Source organism: Halomonas caseinilytica (assembly GCF_001662305.1).
Classification (GTDB): domain Bacteria; phylum Pseudomonadota; class Gammaproteobacteria; order Pseudomonadales; family Halomonadaceae; genus Halomonas; species Halomonas caseinilytica.
This window is the reverse complement of record NZ_BDEP01000017.1, coordinates 170,360-186,660: the sequence shown is the minus strand read 5'-3', so window position 1 is coordinate 186,660 and position 16,301 is coordinate 170,360. Positions and strand designations below refer to the sequence as shown.

General features: G+C 64.4%; 13 protein-coding genes. 7 read left to right on the top strand and 6 right to left on the bottom strand.

Annotated elements, in window-relative coordinates:
• The first annotated feature begins 3 nt into the window (after positions 1-3).
• The 4 genes from A9O65_RS12660 to A9O65_RS12645 all read left to right on the top strand — a co-directional run bounded on the left by A9O65_RS12660 (position 4) and on the right by A9O65_RS12645 (position 4,175).
• Positions 4-1,026: an ABC transporter ATP-binding protein gene (locus A9O65_RS12660; RefSeq protein WP_064698452.1), complete on the top strand. Its 1,023-nt coding sequence runs from the start codon at positions 4-6 to the stop codon at positions 1,024-1,026.
• Entirely contained in the window at positions 1,023-2,069 is a 1,047-nt protein-coding gene (locus A9O65_RS12655) for an ABC transporter ATP-binding protein (protein ID WP_064698451.1), read from the top strand. The genes A9O65_RS12660 and A9O65_RS12655 overlap by 4 nt, the downstream gene beginning before the upstream one ends.
• A gap of 154 nt (positions 2,070-2,223) precedes the next feature.
• A complete protein-coding gene (locus tag A9O65_RS12650) occupies positions 2,224-3,153 on the top strand; it encodes a LysR family transcriptional regulator (RefSeq protein WP_064698450.1) in 930 nt (309 codons plus the stop codon).
• Positions 3,150-4,175, top strand: coding sequence for a hydrolase (locus tag A9O65_RS12645; protein WP_064702282.1), 1,026 nt, complete (start codon positions 3,150-3,152; stop codon positions 4,173-4,175). The genes A9O65_RS12650 and A9O65_RS12645 overlap by 4 nt, the downstream gene beginning before the upstream one ends.
• Here A9O65_RS12645 and msrA read toward each other — a convergent pair.
• From msrA to A9O65_RS12625, 4 genes are read right to left on the bottom strand one after another with little or no spacing between them, the layout of a single operon-like run.
• Complete coding sequence (msrA, locus tag A9O65_RS12640; protein ID WP_064702281.1) at positions 4,156-4,770, bottom strand: peptide-methionine (S)-S-oxide reductase MsrA; 615 nt, start codon at positions 4,768-4,770, stop codon at positions 4,156-4,158. The two genes, A9O65_RS12645 and msrA, sit on opposite strands and share 20 nt — an antisense overlap.
• A gap of 41 nt (positions 4,771-4,811) precedes the next feature.
• A complete protein-coding gene (tamB, locus tag A9O65_RS12635; RefSeq protein WP_064702280.1) occupies positions 4,812-8,828 on the bottom strand; it encodes an autotransporter assembly complex protein TamB in 4,017 nt (1,338 codons plus the stop codon).
• An 11-nt stretch (positions 8,829-8,839) separates the two neighbouring features.
• Complete coding sequence (gene tamA / locus A9O65_RS12630; RefSeq protein ID WP_064698446.1) at positions 8,840-10,696, bottom strand: autotransporter assembly complex protein TamA; 1,857 nt, start codon at positions 10,694-10,696, stop codon at positions 8,840-8,842.
• Positions 10,697-10,729: 33 nt separating this feature from the next.
• Positions 10,730-11,518: a hypothetical protein gene (locus tag A9O65_RS12625; protein WP_064702279.1), complete on the bottom strand. Its 789-nt coding sequence runs from the start codon at positions 11,516-11,518 to the stop codon at positions 10,730-10,732.
• 273 nt (positions 11,519-11,791) lie between these two features.
• Here A9O65_RS12625 and A9O65_RS12620 point away from each other — a divergent pair, with 273 nt between their 5' ends.
• The gene (locus A9O65_RS12620; protein ID WP_064702278.1) at positions 11,792-12,373 is read left to right on the top strand and encodes a superoxide dismutase; all 582 of its coding nucleotides are present in this window, start codon (positions 11,792-11,794) and stop codon (positions 12,371-12,373) included.
• Positions 12,374-12,550: 177 nt separating this feature from the next.
• Here the strand turns inward: A9O65_RS12620 and A9O65_RS12615 are convergent, their stop codons facing one another.
• On the bottom strand, positions 12,551-13,849 hold the full coding sequence (locus tag A9O65_RS12615) for a UDP binding domain-containing protein (protein WP_064702277.1): 1,299 nt from the start codon (positions 13,847-13,849) through the stop codon (positions 12,551-12,553).
• A gap of 3 nt (positions 13,850-13,852) precedes the next feature.
• On the bottom strand, positions 13,853-14,746 hold the full coding sequence (gene galU / locus A9O65_RS12610; RefSeq protein ID WP_064702276.1) for a UTP--glucose-1-phosphate uridylyltransferase GalU: 894 nt from the start codon (positions 14,744-14,746) through the stop codon (positions 13,853-13,855).
• Between the two features lie 146 nt (positions 14,747-14,892).
• Between galU and ubiG the strand changes: the two genes are divergently transcribed.
• Both ubiG and A9O65_RS12600 read left to right on the top strand, forming a co-directional pair.
• Positions 14,893-15,618 carry a bifunctional 2-polyprenyl-6-hydroxyphenol methylase/3-demethylubiquinol 3-O-methyltransferase UbiG gene (gene ubiG, locus A9O65_RS12605; RefSeq protein ID WP_175473445.1) on the top strand — a complete coding sequence of 242 codons (726 nt, stop codon included), beginning with the start codon at positions 14,893-14,895 and terminating at the stop codon, positions 15,616-15,618.
• The gene (locus A9O65_RS12600; protein ID WP_064702274.1) at positions 15,618-16,298 is read left to right on the top strand and encodes an HAD-IA family hydrolase; all 681 of its coding nucleotides are present in this window, start codon (positions 15,618-15,620) and stop codon (positions 16,296-16,298) included. Before ubiG ends, A9O65_RS12600 begins: the two co-directional genes overlap by 1 nt.
• The last annotated feature ends 3 nt before the right edge of the window (positions 16,299-16,301 follow it).

Sequence of the window (16,301 nt, the reverse complement as noted above, 5' to 3'; positions counted from 1 at the left end):
CTCATGTCTCTACTCGACGTTAACCACCTCGACGTGCGCTTCGCGCTGCGTGGCGGCGATGTCCGGGCACTGCGCGACGTCTGTTTCAGCCTGGATCGCGGCGAGCGGTTGGGCATTGTGGGCGAATCCGGCGCCGGCAAGTCGGTAGCCGCCTTCAGCCTGCTCAACCTGATCGCCAAGCCAGGCTACATCGCCGGCGGCAGCATCTGCTTCGACGGTCAGGAACTGATCGGGCTGAGCGATCGCAAGCTTCGCAAGGTGCGTGGTCATCGCATGTCGATGATCTTCCAGGACCCGATGATGACCCTCAATCCGGTGCTGACCATCGGTGAACAGATGGTGGAATGCCTCAAGGCGCACCGCCGGATCAGCACTCGGGAAGCGCGCAGCATCTCGCTGAACAAGCTGCAGCAGGTCCAGATTCCCTCGCCCGAGGCCCGACTGGATCAGTATCCCCACGAACTTTCCGGTGGCATGCGGCAGCGTGTGATCATCGCCATCGCCCTGCTGCTCGATCCTGACGTCATCATTGCCGACGAGCCGACCACAGCACTGGATGTCACCATTCAAGCGGAGATCATGGCGTTGCTGCTGGAACTGTGCGAGAAACACAACGTCGGCCTGATTCTGATCACGCACGATCTCGGCGTGGTCAGCCAGGTCACTCAGCGCATGCTGGTCATGTACGCCGGTCGCGTCATCGAACAGGGCCCGACCCGCGAGATCATCAACGATCCACAGCATCCCTATACCCAAGGCTTGATCAATGCCCTGCCGCAAATGGCCACTCCCGGCTCGCGGCTCAACCAGATCCCCGGCAGCATGCCATCGCTGTCCAACCTGCCGAGCGGCTGTGCCTTCCATCCACGCTGCGCCTTCGTCGAGCGTGCCGATGGCAGCCGTCGCCAAGCCTGCCATGACCAGGTGCCCGAGTTCGTGACGTCCGGCAACTGCCAGGCTGCCTGCCACATGGTCGCCGAAATGATCGAAAGCGAACGCATTCCGGCCGAGGAGCAAGACCGATGAATTCGACCGCCACATCCCCCGTTCCGGAAACGACGCAACCCTTGCTGGCGTTGCGTGGCCTGGAAAAGCGTTTCTCTCTCTGCGGCGACTTTCTCGAACAGCTGCAATTCAAGGGCGGCAAGCTGGTTCGTCACCAGGAGCACGTGCATGCCATCAACGGCGTCGATCTGGAAATCCAGCGCGGCGAGGCATTGTGTGTGGTAGGCGAGTCAGGCTGCGGCAAATCCACCGTGGCGCGCACCGTGATGGGCTTGATCACACCGACCGCCGGTGAAATTCACTACGCCGGCCAGCGCATCGATGACCTTTCCACCAGGCAGTTGCTGCCCTATCGCCGACGCATGCAGATGATCTTCCAGAATCCGTATGCCTCGCTGAACCCGCGCATGACGATTCAGCAGACCCTGGAGGAGCCGATCCGGCTCCATCATCCCGACTGGACGGCCCAGCAGGTCAAGGACAAGGTCGGCGAGGTCATGCAGTCGGTCGGCATCGACCCGGACTGGGGAGCGCGCTACGGCCACGAATTCTCGGGCGGCCAACGCCAGCGCATCGCCATTGCCCGTGCCCTGGCGGTCGACCCCGAGTTCATCGTGGCCGACGAGCCGATCTCGGCACTGGATGTGTCCATCCAGGCCCAGGTGCTCAATCTGCTGATGGAAGCTCAGCAGCGTCACAATCTCACTTACCTGTTCATCACGCATGACCTCGCCGTCGTCGAGCATTTCGGCACCCGGGTGGCGGTGATGTATCTGGGAAGAGTCTGTGAGGTGGCACCGACCGCTACTCTCTTCGCGCGCCCGCGCCATCCTTATACCCAGGCCCTGATGTCGGCCATTCCACGACTCGAGGACGACCGTCCACAGCACATTCGTCTGGAGGGCGAGGTGCCGACGCCCGTGCACCTGCCTTCGGGATGCGTCTTCCATGGTCGTTGTCCCCACGCCAAGGCTCGCTGCCGCGAGGAAGTGCCTGCGTTGATCGAGACCGACGATGGTGGCCAGGTGGCCTGCCATGCCGTGGAAGAGGGACGTATCGGCTGAGCCCGTGGCGTTTCTGGCATAATACGAGCGTTCGAATCCAGTCGAGAGCCCGCCGATCCGGGCTCTCCTGGTGCGGCGTGACGCTATCTGAAACGTGAAAGCCATGACTGGTTGGGGGCGATCCTCTCACCCGGTCGTCGGCAAGAGGGCTGATATGGAAATACGCTGGTTGGAAGATTTCATCGCCCTGGCGCGTACCCGGCACTTCTCCCGGGCGGCCGAGGAGCAGAACGTCACCCAGCCGACCTTTTCGCGGCGCATCAAGCTCCTCGAGGAGGAGATGGGCGCGACCCTGATCAACCGGCAGACACTGCCCCTGTCATTGACACCCGAAGGCGAAGAATTCCTGACGCTGTGTCAGGACGTGACGCGCCGCGTGGCCAATACTCGGCAACGCCTTGGGCATCTCGCCGAGAGTCAGGCCGGCATGGTTCGCCTGGCGGCACCCCAGAGCCTGCTGGCCAATTTCCTGCCGGAATGGCTTGACGGTTGGGCGACCCCACCGCCGATCAAGCCCTACCTGCGTGCCACCGCCTGGCTGGCGAACGACTACTTCCGGGCGCTGGGGAGAGATGAATGCGATCTGGTACTGTGTTACTGGCCTGTCGGCGACTGTCCGCTGGAGCTGGAGACCGAGGCGTTCGAGTATCATCTGCTCGGGCATGAACGCCTCGTCCCTGTCTCCCTGCCGGACCCCGAGGGACGCCCTCGCTTCGACCTGGAGGGAAACGGCCGCCGCTCGCTGCCCTTGATCGCCTATCATCCTCGGGGCCTGATCGATGCGGCCATTAGCCGCCATCTCGAGTCACAGCCCGATGTACCGACGTTCAGCGTACTCAACGAGAGTATCCAGAGCGGCAATATTCGCGAGCTCGTCGGGCTCGGGTATGGCTTGGGCTGGCTGCCGCAGCGTAGCGTGACACGAGCCCTTGCCGGCGGGAAACTGGTGCCCGCAGGGAGCGAACGCTGGGAAGTGCCGCTGGAGATTCGGCTGTATCGGCGTCGCCATCACTCGCATCAGGCCGTGGACGCAATCTGGCAATCACTCGACGATGGCCCCGGCACCCCGGGAGACCACCGATGATCGCCGGACGCCACCCGGCCGACTTTCAGCCACTGCCGGGGTTCGCCAATCGACACCTGCAGACCCTGCTGCCGCGTATCCTGCCTCGGCCAGCGTTGTCTCTCGTCGACGAAATCCTTGAGTTGCCCGATGGCGATTTCGTCGAACTCACCTGGCTCGATGCGCCCACTTTGTCCGCCGAAGCCCCCGTGCTGGTGTTGTTCCATGGCCTGGAAGGGTCCGTGGACTCACCTTATGCGCGCCATCTGCTGAGGGCCGCCGAGCGTCGTGGCTGGCGAGCGGTGCTGATGCACTTTCGCGGTTGCGGCAAATGGCCCAACCGCCTGCCTCGTGCCTACCATAGCGGCGACACGGCCGATGCCCGCCGGCTACTGGAACGTCTCGCCCGGCACTATCCATCGGCGCCCAGGGTCGCGTTGGGCGTTTCGCTGGGTGCCAACATGCTGCTCAAGCTGGTCGCCGAGGATGCCGACAATGCACTGGGACTGACCGGTGCCATTGCCGTGGCACCACCGGTGAACCTGGCGGCCTGTGCCGATACGCTGGAACGCGGCACGGCACGGCTCTATCAGCGTCACCTGCTCGGTGCCCTCAAGGCCAAGGTAGCCCCGCGCCTGGTCCGTCGCGAACTTCCGCTGGCGCTGAGCCACGGCGACCTGGGGCGTTGCACCACGCTGCGCGCCTACGATGATGCGATCACAGCACCGCTTCATGGCTTCAATGATGCGGCGGACTATTACCAGCGCGCCGCCGCCGCGCCCCTGCTCGGTGACATTCACCTGCCGACGCTGATCCTGCACGCCGAAGACGACCCTTTCATGCCGCCGGGGCTGTATGACGGCCTGACACTCGGTCCCGGCATTCGCCTGGAAATCGCTCGTCATGGCGGCCATGTCGGCTATGTGGAGTGGCGAAACGGCCACCCCACCAGCTGGCTCGCCCGGCGGGTCGAGCGACAGCTCGATGAATGGTCAGAGCGTGCTACCGTCTCGCTACCCGCCTTCAGCCAATCGGGCAACTGACGCCGGTCCCCTTGAGGCCGCAGTAGCCGCCAGGGTTCTTGTCGAGATACTGCTGGTGATATTCCTCGGCGTAGTAGAACACCTCGATCGGTGCGATCTCGGTGGTGACCGCCCCCCTGCCCTGAGCCGCCAGCGCCTCGGCATAGGCAGCGCGGCTACGCTCGGCCACCGCGCGTTGTTCATCGTCGAGCGTGAGGATGATCGAGCGATACTGGGGGCCGATGTCGTTGCCCTGGCGGTTTCCCTGGGTCGGGTCGTGTGCCTCCCAGAAGTGGCGTAACAGGGTATCGAGGGTGATCTCCGTCGGGTCGAAGACCACCCTGACCACCTCGGCATGGCCGGTGCGGCCGGTACAGGTTTCCTGGTAGGTCGGGTTCGGCGTGACACCGCCTGCATACCCCACGGCCGTCACAAACACGCCAGGCAGTTGCCAGAACAGGCGCTCGGCGCCCCAGAAGCACCCCAGCCCCAACACGATCTCCTGCAGGCCTTCAGGCCAAGGTGGCGTCATGCGACGTCCATTGACCGTATGCAGGGCAGAAATCGCCATCGGTGTGTCGCGTCCTACCGGTGCGTCTGCGGATTGTGCGCTCATGTCGTTTCCTCGTCGGTTGCCTGTTGCTTCGTTGCCGGCGCTCATTCGAGCGTGGGCGGATCGCCCGGCAGACTGAAGGTATAGATCAGGTCCACGGCCTGAGAGGCGCCGGAGACGGCTTCCAGATAGAGGTTGCGCCACAGTTTGTAGCGCAGGGTCAATTCGGCGATGGGCGAGAAGACGCCCACACCGTATCCGACACTCAGGCGATCGGTCAGGTTGCCGGTCACCACCACCTGGCTGTCATCGCCACTGCCGGCCGAGTCCAGGCGCAGATCCTGGATGCCGAAGGCCTCGCCCAGCGCCCCCACCGTACCGCCGGCCTGTCCCAGGCTCAGGCCGATCAGCGCCGAGGTCAGCGCTCCATCGGCGCCGCCGCTGGCGTCCGGTGCACGGCCACGCAGTACATAGGACAGCGCACGGGATTCATCCATGGCCGGTTCGGAGAAGATCTCCAGGCTCGGGCTCGAGGCCGGGCCGGATACCTGAATGCCGGCGATGACGTCATCTTCGGTGCTGTCGGGATTGCGAATGGCCTCGAAATCCAGCAAGGGCTCTCCGGGCGGGCCACTGAAATAGAGAATCCCTTCGCGGATGATCAGGTCCTGGGCGAAGGCACGGAAACGGCCGTCCTCGAGATTGACGTCGCCGAAGATCTGGACCGGCCCGCCTTCCTGGCGCACCTCCAGATTGCCGGCCAGGCCGGTCTCCAAGCCATAGGCCGACAGGCGCATGTCGGGCCCTAGGGCCAGGGTGATGCGCACGTCCATGGCCATGCCGGCCTCGGACATGGCCTCGGCAGTGGATTCCCCGGCCGCCTGGGCCGCTTCCTGCGCCTCGGCTTCCTCCCGGGTGACGATCACTTCATCCGGGCTCACCGACTGGGCTGATGCCGGCACCTGCCCGACCTCGAGCCGTGCCCAGGGAATACGGACATCGCCACGTACCCGCAGGCGATCGGGATTCGCCCGTATCGCCAGGTCCGGCGCCAGGCGAAGCTGTCCGAAGCCAGGCAACGAGGCCTGTATCGGTTCGTCCGTGCCCTGCACGTCCAGGGCAACCTGCCAGGCATCGACAGAAGGCCAGGCCGCATCGCCGTCGATCTCCAGTCGCCCCTGCTCGCTCGCCAGGAAGCCATCGAGATCGGCCCGGTCGCCGGCCAGGTTCACCGTCACACGCCCATCCTTCACCGTCAGCGGCAATCCCAGCCCGGCAGCCTGCAGGCCGGCGAGTTCGAGGCGGCCGTCGAGTCGTGGCTGATCACGGTTGCCGGTGATGTCGACATTTCCCCCGAAGTTGCCTTCCAGGGTCTTCACGTCGGCCACCAAGGGACGATAGGGATTCAGGCGCATGTCATCGACGCTGAGCCTGCCATCCAGACGACCGACACCCATGGGATCGTCGATGCCGAGATTCAACCGCACCGCCCCGCTGTCGCCCAGGGTCAATGCCAGGTCGACATCGGCGCGCGACTGGTCGGCCTGTAGATCGAGCGCGAGGCCCGTGCCGGGCACTGACCAGGGCTTGCCGTAGGCATCTTGCCCGGCGATCTCGACGTCGCTGTCGAGTCGTGCATCGGCTTGCCAGGCGGCACCCCCGCGCGACCATTCGGCCGTTAAGCCGCCCTCGGTGGCACCCTCGACATGCCAGCCGGCCGGCATCGAGTCATTGATCAGGTCCATGGGCAACTCGCGGATGGCGAGCACGGCCCGGCCGGCCTCGGGTGATGCCGACAGCGCCTCTTCGAGACACAGACCACCGCCTTCGTCGCGACGCAGGCAGAACGGCTGTACGTCCACCGCGCTCGAGGCGAGATCGGCATCGAAAACCAGGGCATCGTCGAGGGCCAGGCGGCCGTATTCGGTCTCGGCCTCGAGCGGTGTCAGGCGACCGCTGTAGCGTTGACGTTCGCGATCCATGGCGCCCTCCAGGGCCAGGTTCAGCGACGACAACTGCCCTTTTGCCGGACCATCGACGTCCAGCGTCAGCCGGTGTTCCGAAAGGTGCCCATCGAGGTTCAGCGCGACGGTATCGAGAACCTGGCCGGCGGCGGCGACACCCTCGGCGCTCAGGGCCAGATCGAGGCTCGGGTCCTCGAGACCGGCGACCTCGCCTGCCAGGTTCAGGGCTTCCACGCGATTCTCGGCGAAGGCCAGGCCATTGCCGGTGAGGTCCAGATCGAGCTGAGGTGCCTCCAGGCTGCCCGATGCCTCGATGTGGCCCGCCAGGGCGCCGGCCAACGACGGGTAGAGGCTCTTCAGGGCCGGCATGTCCAGCTCGGCGTTCACTCCAAGTTGATCGGGCGTCACCTGACCGCTGGCGCTGAGGCGATTGTCGCCCTGGCGGAATTCGAGGGTCTGGATGTCCCAGTTCATGCGGCTGTCGCCGGCGAGCGTCGCATCCAGAGTCAACGGATAATCGGCAAGGGTGCCATTCACGTTCAGCGCCGGCACCTCGAGTCGCCAGCCGTCGGCGTCCTGGTTGAAGGAAATCTCGGCATCCCCGTCAAGCCGGCCCGCCAGCCCCTCGACGAAGGGTTCGGGGTTCACGTCGTTCAGCGCGAGGCGCGCCTCGACGGCCAGACCATCGGCCCAATCGACACGCCCCTCGGTGGTCACGCTTGCCTCATCCATTGCCAGCGCCAGGGGCTCCCAGACGAAATGGGCGAGATCGCCGTGTCCGCTCAGGTCGAGTCGGGTGCGCGGCAGTTGCGGTCCCTCGGCGACCAGGGAAAGTCGGGTGCGATAGTCCGTCAGGTCGCCCTCGGCCTCAAGCGACAGGTTCTCGGCCCGCCAGGGGACCGGTGGTGTCTCCTGGCCTTCGGCCTTCTGGGCATCGTCGGCGCTGGCCGCCTCGCCGGTGTCGTTGTCGGCGCCGGGCAGTGGCCATTGCAGGGCAGGACTCTGGAAGCTGGCAGTGAAGGGTAATGTCGGCGCCAGGGCGTCGAGCGTGGCAGACAAGCGTGTCTCCACCGATCCTGTCGTCGTCAGGTCCACCTGGAGATCCGCGAGGTCCCCGCTGACGCCGAGTTCGATGCGTTCGCCCTTCAGGGCCGGCATGCGGTCGGGCAGATAGAGTTCAGTATTCAGTTGTGCATCCAGCGGGTAGTTGCCACTCAGCATCACGCGTGCCTGCAACCGGGCATCAGCCTCCGGGCTGGCCACCGACAACGGCTCGATGCTGATCTCCTGGTCGCGTGCCGTGACACTCAACGCCAGTTCGTCGAGCTGATAGGCAACGGCACCTTCCACGGCCGCATCCACCACCCTCAGCTCCGGAACGTCGACGGCCAGCGGCAGATGGATTTCCGGCAGCTCAATGCGAGGCTTCTCGTCGAGTGACTGACTGGCCATGCCGGCAGCCTCGGGGGCGGTGCTGGCGGGCAAGGGAGAATGTGCCGAGATGGAGGCGTCGATGGCGGCCGCCGTCAGGATCTCTCCTTCATGCTCGCTTTCGCTGAGTGCCAACTGGTGGCCCACCGAGAGCGGCAGGGTGAGACGGGTGTCTTCCAGCCGAGTCGGCAGCAGTCGCAGGGTATTCGTTTCGGCCACCGCCCCGGTCGTGAACTCTTTCCAGTGCAGTCGTGTGCCGTCGGCAAGGCGTACCTCCACGTCGCGCAAGGCCAATTCGCGCAGCTCGATGGGGAACGGCAGCTCGATCGGCCCCGGCAGTCCCCCGCCCTCTGCCTGCTCGTCCTCTGCGGGAGGCGGTGCATCGCTCGATGCAAGTCGTATTCGGGCGCCCTGTACATCGAAGCGATCCAGGCAAAGGCGACCGTCGAGCAGACAGTCCTCGGCCCAGGCCAGCTCCAGCCGTTGGATGGCCACGCTGGCCGGCCCGGCATCGAGACGCAGATCCTCGAGTATCAAGGTATCCAGCGGGGCGCCTTCGACACGGGAAACGTCATAGAAGCCCATGCGCTTGCCCTGATCGATCAGCAGGCCGGTGCCCCAGGGAGAAAGCGCAATGCCCAGTACCAGCGACAGCAGGCCAATGAGCCAGAGCGGCAGCAGGATCAACAGACGGGCCAGGGCCCAGGTCAGACGACGTACTCTCACGTGGTGGCCTCTCAGAATTCCGGTCCGATGGAAAAGTGAATACGGTAGGCATCCTCGTCATCGAAGGGGTGGGCAACATCGAAGCGGATCGGCCCTACCGGCGAGATCCATCGAACCCCCAGTCCTGCGCCCGTCTTGAGGTCCTCCGGCCACCAATCGGTAAAGGCGTCGCCGGTGTCCACGAAGGAGGCAAGCCACCATTTGTCGGCCACCCGGCGTTGCGCCTCGATGCTGGCCACGAAGCGTTGCTCGCCGCCGATCAGGCGACCCTCGTCGTCTTCCGGGGAAAGGCTTTCGTAGGAATAGCCACGCACGCTGTTGTCGCCACCGGTGAAGAAACGCAGCGAAGGCGGCACATTACCGAAATCGTCGGTACTCACACTGCCAACCCCGAGGCGGCCGACGAAGCGATTGTCGTCACCGAGCATGCGAATCCACTGGGTATCGCCGTTGACCCTCAGGAACTCGGCGTCCGATCCCCAGGCCTCGTTGGAATACTGGACGGTGAGCTGCTGACGATCGCCCCAGGTCGGGAAGGTCGGGTTGCGTGTCCGGGTCCGTGACCAGCGCACGCCGGGATACAAAAGCAGAACCTGGTTGGACTCTCCTGCCTGGGTGAAGTCTTCATAGGTACTGCGCACGTAGAGGTACTGTTCCCAGCCGTTGTCGAACTTCCAGCGGCGCCCGAATTCGACGCTGGCTTCGAGAGACTCGGTGTCATCGTTGTCCTTGTGGCGAATCCCGTACTGCAGTTCATAATTGTCGCGCAGAGGATCCTCGAGCGGCATGGTATAGGTGCCGCTGAATTTCTGCTCGGGACCGGAAACATAAAGGTCGTGGTCCCAGCTGTGGCCGTAGCGATTGACCCAGGGCTGATCCCAGGTGAGGCGTGCTCGCGGTCCCACATCGGTGGCGTAGCCGATGCCGGTTTCGAACTGATGGCGGTCGGCCGGGGTGACCAGCACATCGATCGGCACCCGTGGCGTCTCGGGCGCCTGCAGCTTGGCGGCGGCCCCCAGGGCTTGTGAGCTGATACGAGGAGGAGGCGATGACGCCTCCGGAATGCCTGCGACATCCAGGGAATGCCACCAGCCGATCTCCCGAGCCGGCAGCGCCAGGCTCTGTGTTCCCTGATCGAGACGTGGGCGCACGCTCACCGAGCCGAACCATTCGGTCTGGCCCAGATTCTGGTTGAAACGCGCGACCTCGCCGGCAAGATAGGGCGCACCCTCCTCGAAGGGCACTAGATTCTGGAGCCGCTCGGGTTCGATATGCTCGCCCTGGAAATAGACGTTGCCGAAACGGTAACGCTGACCGCTGTCCAGTCCCAGTGACAAGCGTGCACTGTGGTCCCAGGGGCGCACCTCGAGACGACGCTGGGTGAAACGCCAATCGAAATAACCACGCTGCAGCGCCAGACTCGAGAGGCGGCTGCGCAACGCGTCAAAGGGCGCGTGGCGCAACACCTCCCCTTCCTTCTGGGGATAGGCCTCGATGGCCTCGGTGAAAGGCGCATCGTCGGCCGCGGCACCTTGCAGCACGAAGTTCAGGCGGTCGATACGCACCGGCTCGCCCTTGTCGACCTCGAGCTCGACATGGGACGGAGCTTCGGGATCGTCGAAACGTACTGTCAGGCTGGGCTCGTAGTAACCGAAGGGACGCAGTGCCTCGGCAGCCAGGCGACGCACCTCGGCTTCCAGGCGCTCCGGGTGGTATTGAGACGCCTCCAGGTCATCGAGATAGATCTCGATGTTACTGGCCAGCTTGTCGTCGACGCCCTCGATCGAGGCGTCCAGCGCGAGGGTCGGCGCTGCCACGCCGAGACACAAGGCCCCGGCCCCGAGGCGTGTGAACACGCGATTATCCATAATATCGAAGGCTTCCTGGCTGACGTCTCGTGACTACCGCAGGGCTTCCAGCTGGGCACTCAACGCCAGTTGCGTCTGGCGCAGATCACGCAGCTCCGTCTGCATTTCCTCCAGGCGCGACGAGAGCGTCGAGGCCTGGTTACGCGCATCTTCTCGCGAACCGGTGAGGGCTTCAATCTCGTCCTCGAGTCCGGACATCCGCTCATCCAGTGTTGTCAGATCGGCCTTCAGGGTCGAGAAGCGCTCGTCGATCCCTTCCGATACCTCGCCGAGGCGCGATTCGTCTTCTTCAAGCGCCTCTTCCAGCGTGGCGAGCTGATCCCCGAGACCGCCACGCCCTTCCTCGCCGGCGCGCTCAAGCGCGTCGAGGGAATTCCGGACCGCGGTCAGGGTTTTGTCGCGAACCTCGGCTTCCTCCGACAGAGACTCCAGGCGCTCTTCGAGCGGAGACAGGACGTCTTCTTCCCATTGGGCCAGACGTGCGTCGATATGCTCGTCGGCTGCCTGCTGGCGAGACTCGAGCGTGTCCAGCCGCTGTTGCAGCGACGACAGCGCCTCGCCGCGGCCTTCCTCGGCATCGAAGCGCGCATGAACATTGGAAAGCTCACCGCCGAGACGGGTCAGCCGCTGCTGGACATCCTGATGAAGCTGCCAACCTCCGACGGCCAGGCCGGCCAGCACTAGCATCAACAACAGGATCAGGCACCACAGAGGCCACAGGCGAACCCTGGCGACAGCATGCGTGCGATGGCCGGCCAGGCTGGCATCCGGGTCCGGAACGATCGGTCGGCTGAACCGGTTGTCTTCCGGGCGCTCTGCCATGACGATCTCCTTGGGCGGTGAGACGAACGAGTACGGCTGTGACGGGCATTGCCCGGTGCCCCCGTTGTCGGTCGCCGGAATTGGGCCACCCGAAAGCGGGTGATATGATGCCGCCGACCGGACAGGCACAGCACGCTGAATAGTGTAAAGTTTTTTGTCGGCGGAGCGAACGGGGAAATATCAATGAGCGGTGATATACCGCACTCCTCTGCCCCGCAACACGTCGGCCGTCCGACTTCCCCCGATCATCGTGACGACGAGGAGCCCCCGACGATGGCATTCGAGTTGCCCGCCCTGCCGTACGAGAAGAATGCACTGGAACCCTACCTCTCGGCTGAAACCCTCGAGTATCACTACGGCAAGCACCATCAGGCCTATGTGACGCGTCTCAACCAACTGGTCGAGGGCACCGAGGATGCCGACAAGTCGCTGGGCGAGATCATCACGTCATCCTCCGGCCGGCTGTTCAACGAGGCCGCACAGGTCTGGAACCATGCGTTCTACTGGCATTGCCTGTCCCCCAAGGGGGGTGGCAGGCCGAGTGGCGCACTGGCCGAGGCCATCGACGCCGATTACGGCTCCTTCGAAGGATTCAAGGAAGCCTTCAACGCGATGGCCATGGACAACTTCGGTTCCGGGTGGACCTGGCTGGCCACAAACGGCGACAACAGCCTGACGATCATCAACGGCGACGATGCCGACTGCCCTGTCGCGCATGACCACACTCCCCTGCTGATCGTCGATGTCTGGGAACATGCTTACTACATCGACTACCGGCATGCGCGCCGCAAGTATCTCGAGAACATCTGGAAGATCATGAACTGGGACTTCGTGGCCCAGAACTTCGCTGCCTAGAACCTTGGCTTGGCATTCAGGACCTCGTCACCTGGAACTTGCATCCCGAACATCGCCGAATACGTGCACCTTCAGGTGTGGCGACGCCTGTTCGAGGCCCCGCCCATTGGCGGGGCCTTGCCTTGCGATTGCCTCGTATCACCTCGGTGCTGCCTCGCGTGGCAGGCACGGCGTGACTCAGGGGTCGGCACGGCGACCGATTCCCCGATAATGCAGCCCCATGGAAGCCACATAGCGGGGATCATAGATGTTGCGGCCATCCAGCAACAGGCGGCCGGTAAGCTGGGAGGCCAGGCGCTGCCAGTCCGGATTCCAGTACGCTTTCCATTCGGTGACCAGCATCAAGGCATCAGCGCCCTCAGTCGCCTCGAAGGGATCTTTATCGAAACAGGTCAACAGGGGATGCTCGCCGACCGCGTCGCGCAAGGCCCCGAGGGCCGCCGGATCATGCAGGCGAACATGCACGCCCTGAGCCCAGAGGGCGCGCAACAGTGTCAATACCGGGGCGTGATCGATACGCGCCGTCCCCGGTTTGAAGGCCGCTCCCCAGATGGCCACGGTCCTGCCTTCCAGGCAACCGTGGTAGTGGGCCCACAGCTTGCGGAACAGGGTTTCCTTCTTGTGCTCGTTGATGTCGAGCACCTGGTCGAGCAGTGCCGAATGTCGACCACTGGCCGATTGCACGTCGGCCAGCCGCATCAGGTCGCGGGAGAAGTTGGGGCCACCAAAGCCACATCCGGGATAGAGATACTCGTAGCCGATGCGGGTATCGGCCCCCATGCCCAGGCGAACGTGTTCCACATCGACACCCAGGCTGTCGGCCAGACCGGCAATCTCGTTCATGTAACTGATCCGGGTGGCCAGCATTCCGTTGATGGCGAGCTTGCTCAACTCGGCGGCTCGACGGGGCATGCGCTGGAAGACCTCGCGCCGACGATTGAAGGCGCGCAAGAGTTCCCGCACCTGATGCTCGGCACGGTCGTCGTCACAACCGAACAACCAGCGCGAGGGGCGTGTGAAGGCTTCCCAGGCACGCCCCTCCTCGAGCAGATCAGCCAGCGCGACAGCATTCCGCCGCCCGCTGCCGCCGAGCTGCGCCTCGAGCGCTTCGGTTTCGCCAACGGGAAAGGTGGAGTTATTGACCAGCACCGCCGATTCCGACAGGCAAGGCGCAGCACCGGCGACCAGCTCTCCGGCTTCGCTACGCTGCTCCGGTGACAGGGCCAGCCACAGCACGTCCCAGGGTGCCGAGTGTGGAATCGGCTCATCGGGCTGGAGAATGCTCAGCTTGCCCTGATACCGCCCCTCTTCCAGGTGGGCGCGAAGATGGGGCTCGCTGGCCAGCCAGGCACTGGTGGAAAGCGTTTCCCAGTCCGACGAGATGTGAGGACGCCATACCACGTCATGCCCCACCCAGGAAAGTGCGGCCGCCGCCGTGGCGGCCGCCAATTCACTGCCGATGACGACGACACGCATCCGTCACTCCTCGCCAGCGTAACGGGTGAGCAGCTCGCGGAAGCCGGCGCCGTAACTGGCATGGCGGCGCCCGTAGGCCAGGATGGCTTCCAGGTAGCCGAGCTGATGGCCGCAGTCGTAGGTGCGGCCACGCATCCGCCAGGCATCCACGCCCTCTTCCCGGCGCAGTGTCTCGATGGCATCGGTGAGCTGGATCTCGTCACCGGCGCCGGGCGGCGTCTCGGCCAGCAGCGGGAAGATCCGTCCCGGCAGGACATAGCGGCCGATCACGGCCAGGTCGGAGGGCGCCTCGTCCCGGCTGGGCTTTTCGACAACCCCCGCCAGTGAACAGGCCGCTCCAGCTTCCGGCGCCTCTCCTTCGGGGGCCACGATGCCATACTTGTGCACCATGTCGTGGGGCACTTCCTCGACCATCAACTGACTGCGCCCACGCTCCTCGAAGGAGGCCACCATGCCGGCCAGGTCGTTGACGCCGCTCAATTCGTTAGCATCCACCAGAACATCCGGCAGCAGCACGGCAAAGGGGGCGTCATCGCCGATCACCGGGCGGGCGCAGAGCACCGCGTGACCCAGGCCGAGGGGCTCGGACTGGCGCACGCTGATGATGTTGACGTCGGAGGGAACAATGGAACGCAGCTCTTCCAGCAGCTCCCACTTGCCCTTGGCCTCGAGACTCGCCTCGAGTTCGAAGTGCTTGTCGAAGTGGTTCTCGATGGCGCTCTTACTGCCGTGGGTGACCAGCACGATGTCACGAATGCCCGCGTCCACCGCTTCCTGAACCACGTACTGGATCACCGGGCGGTCGACGATGGTGATCATTTCCTTGGGAATCGCCTTGGAGGCGGGCAAGCAGCGGGTGCCAAAACCGGCAACGGGTAGAACGGCCTTGCGGATCATGGATCAGTCCCTGTCATGTCGCTGGCGAATGAAATCAAAAAGCGCCATGGGAATGCGCTCCCTGGAACGAGTATCATGCGCCATGATACCGAATGAGACCGAGTTCGCCACCGGGGCGAGCTGGCAAAACCCAAATGGAGAGGACAATGACGGCAAGCCAGTCCCGCACGGATAACGTCGACGCGGCGGAGATCGCCAAGTTCGAGGCCCTGGCCGATCGCTGGTGGGATCCCACCGGCGAATTCAAGCCGCTGCACGACATCAATCCGCTACGCCTCGATTTCATCGACGCCCGGGCAGGGCTGGCCGGACGACAAGTGATCGATGTGGGTTGCGGTGGCGGCATCCTGGCCGAGGCCATGGCGCATCGAGGCGGCAGTGTGACTGGCATCGATCTGGGCGAGGCGCCGCTTGCCGTGGCTCGCCGCCACGCCGAACAATCGGGCGTCGAGGTCGACTATCGATGCGTCAGTGTCGAAGCCATGGCCGAACAGCACCCAGGTGAGTTCGATATCGTCACCTGCCTGGAAATGCTCGAACACGTTCCCGACCCGGCGTCTGTCGTGCGGGCCTGTGCCAAGCTGGTCAAGCCGGGTGGACACCTCTTCTTCTCGACCATCAATCGCCACCCCAAGGCCTATGCGCTGGCAGTGATCGGTGCCGAGTACCTGTTGCGGATGCTCCCCCGAGGAACCCACGATTACGCCAGATTCATCCGCCCGTCTGAACTTGCCGCCTGGGCCCGGGAGGCCGGACTCGAGGTCCGTGAACAGACTGGCCTCACCTACCAGCCGCTGACGCGTCGCTATCGGCTGTCGGCCAACGACGTCTCGGTCAACTATCTCATGCATTGTCGGCGGGAGGCGTCGTGATGCCGTCCCTGCCGACGCCCGAGGCCCTGCTCTTCGACCTGGACGGCACCTTGGTGGATACCGCCCCGGACCTGGCTCGGGCCACCAACGCCTTGAGAGCCCATCACGGGATGTCGGCCCTGCCCTATCCAGCGATCCGCTCCCAAGTGTCCAATGGCGGCAGTGCCCTGGTAACCCTGGCGCTTGGCTTCGAGAAAGATCACCCGGATCACGCAGCCGCACGGGATTTCCTGCTGGCCCGGTATGGCGAGGCCGTGGCCATGGAAAGCCACGTTTTTCCACCCCTGGAGCACTTGCTCGACACCTGGATACAGGCCGGACGCCCCTGGGGCATCGTCACCAACAAGCCCCGAGCCTACGCTGCTCCCTTGGTGGCCGAACTCGGCCTGCGCCCTGACGTCCTGTTGTGTGCCGACGATCTACCGGTAAAAAAACCCGATCCGGCGCCACTTCACGAAGCGGCACGTCGTCTCGGCGTAGAGCCTGAACGCTGCTGGTATGTCGGCGACCATCGGCGTGACATCGAGGCCGCGCACGCCGCCGGCATGACCGCCGTGGCGGTGGGATACGGCTACATGGAAGTGGAAAACGATCACCGTGACTGGTCGGCGGATCTATGCGTCGATACCGCCGAGGAGTTGACCGGGTATCTGCTGCGTCATGTCGACCTCGACCCATAGTGG

Coding starts and splice junctions, on each gene's coding strand:
- A9O65_RS12660 (WP_064698452.1), top strand. CDS start 4: ATGTCTCTACTCGACGTTAACCACCTCGACGTGCGCTTCGCGCTGCGT.
- A9O65_RS12655 (WP_064698451.1), top strand. CDS start 1,023: ATGAATTCGACCGCCACATCCCCCGTTCCGGAAACGACGCAACCCTTG.
- A9O65_RS12650 (WP_064698450.1), top strand. CDS start 2,224: ATGGAAATACGCTGGTTGGAAGATTTCATCGCCCTGGCGCGTACCCGG.
- A9O65_RS12645 (WP_064702282.1), top strand. CDS start 3,150: ATGATCGCCGGACGCCACCCGGCCGACTTTCAGCCACTGCCGGGGTTC.
- msrA (WP_064702281.1), bottom strand. CDS start 4,770: ATGAGCGCACAATCCGCAGACGCACCGGTAGGACGCGACACACCGATG.
- tamA (WP_064698446.1), bottom strand. CDS start 10,696: ATGGATAATCGCGTGTTCACACGCCTCGGGGCCGGGGCCTTGTGTCTC.
- A9O65_RS12625 (WP_064702279.1), bottom strand. CDS start 11,518: ATGGCAGAGCGCCCGGAAGACAACCGGTTCAGCCGACCGATCGTTCCG.
- A9O65_RS12620 (WP_064702278.1), top strand. CDS start 11,792: ATGGCATTCGAGTTGCCCGCCCTGCCGTACGAGAAGAATGCACTGGAA.
- A9O65_RS12615 (WP_064702277.1), bottom strand. CDS start 13,849: ATGCGTGTCGTCGTCATCGGCAGTGAATTGGCGGCCGCCACGGCGGCG.
- galU (WP_064702276.1), bottom strand. CDS start 14,746: ATGATCCGCAAGGCCGTTCTACCCGTTGCCGGTTTTGGCACCCGCTGC.
- ubiG (WP_175473445.1), top strand. CDS start 14,893: ATGACGGCAAGCCAGTCCCGCACGGATAACGTCGACGCGGCGGAGATC.
- A9O65_RS12600 (WP_064702274.1), top strand. CDS start 15,618: ATGCCGTCCCTGCCGACGCCCGAGGCCCTGCTCTTCGACCTGGACGGC.